The following is a 7022-nucleotide window of genomic DNA, read 5'->3' as shown; positions in this document are numbered from 1 at the left end:
TTTGCTTACATTTCTTTTCGGCGAAGCAAAAGAAAGTAAGTCGCCCGACAAGGCGAAACAAAATCTCTCGCTAGCGGCAACGGGGGTCAAAACCACTCAACCGCTCGCTGTAGTTAATAAACGCCAGGAAAAAAAAGCTCAAGGCAACTCACAAAGCTTGCCTATATCCATAAAGTAAATCGCCTTACGCAGCGGCAAGCCCTCTGTCGCAAACAACCCTGCATAGGCCGCCAACTGCGGCTCAAACTTCTCCGCTGCCTGCAGCAGTTGACCAGTATCAACATCCTGCGCCAAGCGTGTGGATTTGTAGTCAATAATCCAACGCTCGCCATTATCAACAAAGCAGCGATCTACCACCAATTGCCGCAAGCTGCCCTCCTGCTCACAGCCCATGGCCAACTCAGCCGCTGCCTGCTGCCGCTGGCTTAGCACCCAGCGTCCATCCGCGCTTTGCAAGGTGAGTTGTACCAAGCGCTGTACCTGCTCTGCCCCACTCTGGGCATTGGCATCCACATGCCCCTGCTGTTTGAACCAGCGCTGCATGACGCTAGTTAAGCCAGGCAAGCGTGCCAGCCAGTCATCAAAATCTGGCCGGGCGGCGATCATTTCTACGTATTTATGCGCCAGAGTGCCAACATGTGCCTCCAGGCTGGCAGCACGACCCAACACGGGGATATCGTCATGGGCTTGCCCGGAAGTGATGCTTTCGTGTCTGGCGGCCTGGATGACGGCAGGCAGGCCAGGCACTTGCACCCGCAGCAATTGGGGGATGAAGTCGGCCAGTGCACCTTGTGTTTTGCCTATAGCGCCGACGGCGCTGCCTTGCGCAGTTTGCTCAGCCTGGCTATCTGCCTGCGCCTCTATGAACTGCCCGCCCAGTTGCGGCCACAACAGTTCGAGAAAGCTGCCACTGGCTGGCTTGAGCTCGCCCTTGCTATTGGGCATGACGCTAGCCAGCAGGTGCAGCTCGCGCACGCTACGGGTGGCCGCCACATACAGCACACGGGCGCTTTCATGGTCCGCACGTTCTTTTTCCAGCAGGCGCAGATAGCTATAGGGGCTGGGTTCCCCAGCCTGCGCTGCGCCTTTGGGGATAAAGGGCGCCACCACCAGTTCGGTGCTGACGCCATGCGCTGTTTCCAGCGCCACTTCTTCCCACAGCAGCAAGGAGGTTTCATTGCCTGCGGCGCGGCGCTCCAAGGCGGGCAATATCACGCAGTCAAATTCCAGACCCTTGGATTTATGGATGGTCATAAACTGCAACAGGCCATTGGCACGGCTGTCGGGGGCGGCGTAGAGCTTGTCTACCTCCTGCAATAGGCGCTCCAAGCTGAATTTGCCTTGCTGCTCCAGCTGCGAGACGAGTTTGAAATAGGCTTCTACATCGGCAATATCGCCTGCCTGCCATAGGCACTCTGCCCCGCCCAGCATCAGCCAGGCGCTTTCCAGCCAGCGTGCCAGGGGCTGCCGCCCCTGTTGCCCCAGTATTTCGGCCAGCACGCTCACCACATGGGCGCAACGCTGTTTGCCATCATCACTCATGGCTGCCTGTATGCCAGCGTCATTGAGCAAGGCCCAGATGCTGCGGTGACGCTCGCGCCCGGCCAGCACGTGCATATCGGCGAGGCTGAGGCCGCACCAGGGGGCACGTAATATCGCCAGCCAATTGACGCGATCTGCGCGTTGCAACAAGGCATGGGTCAGGGCCAGCAGGTCCTGCACGCTCTGGCGGCCAGCCAGGCGTTCTATTTCTACCGCCTGAAAGCGCAGGTCAGCGTGATGGCGGCGTATTTCTGCCACCAGCGGCTCCAGGTGACTACGCGCGCGCACCAGCACGGCAATGCTGGCTTGGGCATCTTGCGCCCAGGTCTGCCGCACGATCTCAACAATCTGTTTGGCCTCGCGCTCGCGCAGGCTTTCTACACTTTCAAGCGCTGTGCCCACCACAGGGTGCACGCTGACGCCAGCATGCTCATGCTGTGGCCGTGTGGCAATGAATTCACGGTAATGTATCGCCCCCTGTACCACGCTGTCTGCGGCCGGGAATACTTTGGCAAAGCTGCGGTTGATCCAGTCCACCACGGGTGGATAAGAGCGGTTGTTGCGGCATAGCTGCAGGCGTTCCAGCTTGAGCGCGCCTATGCCCTCGGCCGCCACTTCCAGAAACAGGCCCACATTGGCCTTGCGGAAGCGGTAGATAGACTGCATGGGGTCGCCCACGGTAAACAGGGTACGACCATCGCCCGGCTCCCAGCCTGCGGTGAGTTGCTGCAATAGCTTGACCTGTCCGGGGCTGGTGTCCTGAAACTCATCCACCAGCAGGTGGCGGATTTCATAATCCAGTTTCAGCGCCAGATCACTGGGGCTGTCTTCATCTCTACCCAAGGCCTGCAAAGCCCGTTGTGAGACTTCTACAAAATCCACTTCTCGCGCCTGCTGAAACACCAGCCATAGTTGCGCCACCGCCAGCTTGAGTAGCTGTGCCAATGCCGCCACCATCTGCCAGCTTAGCGGGTCTTGCCTGTAAGGCAGGCTGCGCAAGCGTTGCAGTGCAGCCTCGGCACCCGGGGTGGCAGCAAGGGCGTCCATCACTTCTGCGTGTTGCTCTTTATAAGGTTTTGCTTCAGGTATGGCCGGGAAGCCATTGTTTTTATTCACCGTCTTACGCAAGGTTCCGCTGCTGGTCAGCACCAGTTCGCATAGCGCCAGCCAGGCGGGCAAGGCCTTGGCAGTGGCTGGCAAGGGTCTATCCCAATCCAGCAGTAGGGCTTGTGCATGCTCGCAGGGTAAATTGCTTGCCGCAAAGCGGGCTATTGGCATCAGGGCCTGCTGGTAACGTGCAGCGAGCACTTCAGCCGCAGCGGTAATATCGCGCGTGATCAAGTGTTGCAGCGCCAATTCTGCCGCACGCGGTGCATCCAAATTTTCTGGATCAGCACCAGTGTCTTGTGCGGTATAACTTAGCCACTGGTCACGCTTGCCCAGCATGCTCACCAATAGCCCTGTGAGTTTTTGCACATCGTTATCTACATAGCCCAGCGCCAACTGCACGGGCAAGCCCATCAGCTCATCATCCACCATGGCCAGGGTACGCTCTGCCGCCACGCGGTAATGTGTTTCTGCATCTTCTGTAATGCTGGGCTGGCTGCCAAAGCGGCTGAGCAAAGGCATCTGCCGTGCCAGGTGGCCGGAAAGTGAATCTATGGTGAAAATACGCAGCCGCCCGGGGTGCTGTAACAATTGCCACTCGTGCGCATGGCCATGTTGCAATGCGGCTTCGCCCAGCCTGAAGGTCAGTTGCTTGTGCGGCGCTGTTGGGTATTCTCCCCTGGCGGCCATGGTCAGGCTATCCAGTATGCGCGCACGCATTTCTGCCGCTGCCTTGTTGGTGAAGGTAATGGCGACAATCTGCTCGGGGGACTCTACCGTGGTCAAAAGGCGCAAAAAACGCTGGGTCAATAGCTCGGTTTTGCCCGCCCCGGCTGGGGCCTCCACTATGAAAGAAGCCAGCTCCAGTGCGCGTTCACGGCTATGGCTATCCATTGCCAGCAATTGCTCGGCGCTCAGTGGCTCGCGCTTGGGCTCGGTGCTACCCAGGCCAACCATATTGTTTTCCTCGCTATTCATGCCAACAGCTCGCTATTCATGACAACCCTTGACTACGCTCAAACTGCAATTGACGCTCTGGCAGGCGTAATAAGGGCAGCACTTCGCAATACTGCAACTCGGCCTCATCTTGCAAGCGCACTGCTGCCTCGCCGCGTTTCAGCGCCTGCACGGTGCCACGCAGGCTTTGCTGCCAATGCGCCAGCACGCTGGGCCAGTCGGGGAAGTGTTCAGGGTCAAAGTTCTCTCGCGCTTTTTTGTCATCCAGCGCGGGCACGGCAGGCAGCACTTCATCGCGTGACAGGCCAGCAAAGCTGTACTCTTCCAGCCGCACCATGGCAAAAGCAATGGCCGTGACTTCGCCAGTTGCAGGTGGGGCTATCTCAGCGCCCTGCTCATCCCAAAACGCGGCCTGTAGCGCCTTCCCTGCCTCGGCTTGCTCCTGCGCGGGATCAGCTGCACTCAGTGCAAACGCGGCGTAGACGGGCAATTGCGGCTCGGTAATACGTTGTTCGGCCCAGTTACGGGTATCGGGCTTGCGCCCGGTTTTGTAGTCCATCACCACGCGGCTGCCATCGGCCAGTTGGTCTATACGGTCTATGATCAGGGTGATTTCCACGCCTTCTATTTTGATGGTTTGCCGCTGCTCGCTGACCAGCACCTGAAAATCCTGCTCCCGGGTTTTTTCAAACAGCAGCCAGCCACGCAGCAGCCGCTGCAAACGCGCCGCTTCCAGCGTGCGGAACGCCGGGCTTAGCACTTCATCACTATCTTTGGCATAGGCTTCCAGCCCGGCGCTGACGGCGCTGATGAGGGCCGCTTCAAAAGCGCTGTCGTCCATGGCTTGTAAATCCTGCAATGCTCGGCCACGCCAGAACTGCTCCAGCACCGCATGCACCAGGGTGCCACGTTCTGCGGCATCCAGCCCATTGACTGGTACTTTGAGCGCACGGGCATGCAGGCGATACTGAAAATAAGCCCAGGCCGGGCAAATGGCCTGCGCCTTGAGCAAGCCTGTGCCGCCAGAAATATGCTCGCCTTCCAGCACAGGCGGTGCCTGATGATCATCCAGCCATTGCATGGCGCGGGGGTGTTGCTGCGCCAGGGTTTCTGCCAGGGTCTGGCTGAGCGGGAATGCACCCTGCGCTGCTGGCAAGCCTTGCACCAAAGGACTGGTACGCAACTCACGCTCGCCGTCTTTTTCCGCGCTGGAAAACACCAGTTCACGCGCACTGTGCAGCAGGCGTTGCTGCACTATAGATGCAAATTCGGCCTGCACCGCAGTATCAGCATTAGGCAGGCCACGCTCGCGCTGCATGGCAGCGGGCAGCAAGGGATTGGGGTGTGGCGGTGGCGGCCAGACATGATCGTTCATGCCCATCACCCAGAGCGCATCCAAAGGCTGGCTCACGCTTTCCAGCATGCCCATCACCTGCAATTGCACCTGCCTTCGGCTTCAGGCTGGTAAATCTGCTCACGGCATAACTCCTGCAGCCGTGACAATATCTCGGCCAGGCTCATGTTTTTTTCCAGCGCATCCAGTGCGGCCAGCGCCTGAAACACTTTATCCAAGGCCTGTATGGCCTGATATTCAAAACTGGAGAGGCTGCGCTGCCCCGGCCAATTGACCGCGGTCAGTGTGGCCTGCAAGGCAGCGCCCCAGAGTGAAGGCAATTGCCGACGCGGTTGCGCCTGTAGCACCGCCAGACCCGCTTCTAGATGTGCCAGTAAGCCGCTGACTGGCAATGGGGCTTGGGTATCTGCACGGTGCGCCTGAGGAATTTCAGCAGACGTGGCAAGCCAAATGACAAAGGCAATTGCTCGCGCAAGCGTGCATCAAAGCGCGCGCGCGCATCACCCTCGCTCACGGCATTGGACCAATAGGGTTGTTGCAACAGCGCAGAAAAATCCTGCTGCTCTAGCTGATACTGGCTTAACAAGCGCAGCAGGCTGAGCGAGGTATGTACTACTGGCTCCTGGCTCAAGGGCAGGCCCAATGAAAAGTCATAGCGTCTGGGGGCTTCTACCATGCCCGGTCTGACCCAGGCCGGGTGCAAGGCATCATCCAGCAGCCGTGCCAGTGATATACGTAATTTGGCCAGCTCAGGCACCACGATGCCCAGCCTGGCCTCAGGGTGTTGTTCCAGCCTGGCCTGCGCCCAGGCCACAGCGGCACGGCATTCTGCTTCCTGATCATCCAGGTGCAGCAGGCTGGCCTGCCCTGCTTGCGCCAAACCAGTTTCATGGCGCTGCACGTCCACGCCACGTTCTTCTAACAGCGTTTGCAGCCTGGCCATCTGCGGTGTGATACGGTCAAAACCCACCAGCCTGATACTGGCTGGCAACTGGCCTATGCCCTGCTGCAATTGCGCCAACTGCCAGTCAAAATAGGCTGGGTAATCCAGCCAGCCCTGCTTGCGGCAACGCGCCACAAACAAACGCCGCCAGCTGAGAAACTGGCGGACTTCCTCACTGTGGCCCGCATCTGGCAGGGGCAAACGCCATTCAATCAATAACTGGTTGGCCTCTTGCGCCGCCAGCGCCAACCCCTTGATGTCAAACAGGGAATCCAGCACTTCGGCTTGCAAAGCCTCGGCAATCACTTCTTCCCACAGCAGGCGCTCTTGCACTGTGCTGAGCACGCCCTGGGGGATGGCAGTGACATCTATGTCATCCGTTCCATTTATGCCATCTGTGCCATTCATACCAACCTGCGCCATATCTCCGGACAGCATCGCTTGTGCCAGCACTTCATCCAGCCATTGCCTAACGGTTAATGCGGCTAGCATGGGCCATTGCGCATGACCCTGGGCACGCATGTGATTGCCATGATCGATTTGCAGGGAACGGGCCAGGCGCGCGGTGGCGCACAGCATCAGGTGGGAGGCAGTCATGGAGTGGATTTTACTTGATTCGTCAGTATCGGTCTTTAACATAGACCAGATATGGACTTGCCAAATCACTCATAGTATTAAGTGCGTTCGGTGATCGAATAATATGTCAGCACTTAGTACAAGACCAAGCAGTGTCATAAGACTTCAAAGACTGACTTCTGACATTCTTAGTAGAAGCAATCTGTTGTAACTCATTGGTAACTTTATTGTTGATCAAGCTCGGCTAACTTGAGCCGTTCGTGAATCTGATTCTCAAAATCGATATCTGGAATTTGCTTCGGAATTCTCACTCAAGAAGCCTCCTAGGGTTTGTATGTTTCGTTTCAAAGTGAGCAGATGATTTCATTCCCATTATTTCCCTATTACCCTATTAAGGATTAGTTGAAGAAATTCCGGCACAGTTCCTGCCGCCTGGAGAGTCACTGTTCTGTAGGCGTATTGATTCTTTTCGAAATTGACTCCAGTAGCATCGGCAATACTGAATCGCCCCTACTATCCTAGACAGTCGCCAGCCCCTCGAAA

At 57.6% G+C, this 7022-nt stretch carries 4 protein-coding genes; all 4 read right to left on the bottom strand.

Annotated features, from left to right (window positions below; genetic code table 11):
- Positions 1-138: 138 nt before the first annotated feature.
- From JCM2850_RS15915 to JCM2850_RS23205, 4 genes are read right to left on the bottom strand one after another with little or no spacing between them, the layout of a single operon-like run.
- Positions 139-3627, bottom strand: a complete 3489-nt coding sequence (locus tag JCM2850_RS15915; RefSeq protein ID WP_025873108.1) for a UvrD-helicase domain-containing protein — start codon at positions 3625-3627, stop codon at positions 139-141.
- A gap of 16 nt (positions 3628-3643) precedes the next feature.
- Positions 3644-5050: a PD-(D/E)XK nuclease family protein gene (locus JCM2850_RS23215; protein WP_234406321.1), complete on the bottom strand. Its 1407-nt coding sequence runs from the start codon at positions 5048-5050 to the stop codon at positions 3644-3646.
- The gene (locus tag JCM2850_RS23210) at positions 5035-5307 is read right to left on the bottom strand and encodes a hypothetical protein (protein ID WP_234406320.1); all 273 of its coding nucleotides are present in this window, start codon (positions 5305-5307) and stop codon (positions 5035-5037) included. The genes JCM2850_RS23215 and JCM2850_RS23210 overlap by 16 nt, the downstream gene beginning before the upstream one ends.
- 14 nt (positions 5308-5321) lie before the next feature.
- Complete coding sequence (locus JCM2850_RS23205; RefSeq protein WP_051525471.1) at positions 5322-6500, bottom strand: hypothetical protein; 1179 nt, start codon at positions 6498-6500, stop codon at positions 5322-5324.
- Positions 6501-7022: the final 522 nt, after the last annotated feature.

The organism is Methylobacillus glycogenes JCM 2850, from assembly GCF_000617925.1.
In the GTDB taxonomy this organism is placed as follows: Bacteria; Pseudomonadota; Gammaproteobacteria; order Burkholderiales; family Methylophilaceae; genus Methylobacillus; species Methylobacillus glycogenes.
This window is presented reverse-complemented; position numbering and strand designations above follow the sequence as displayed.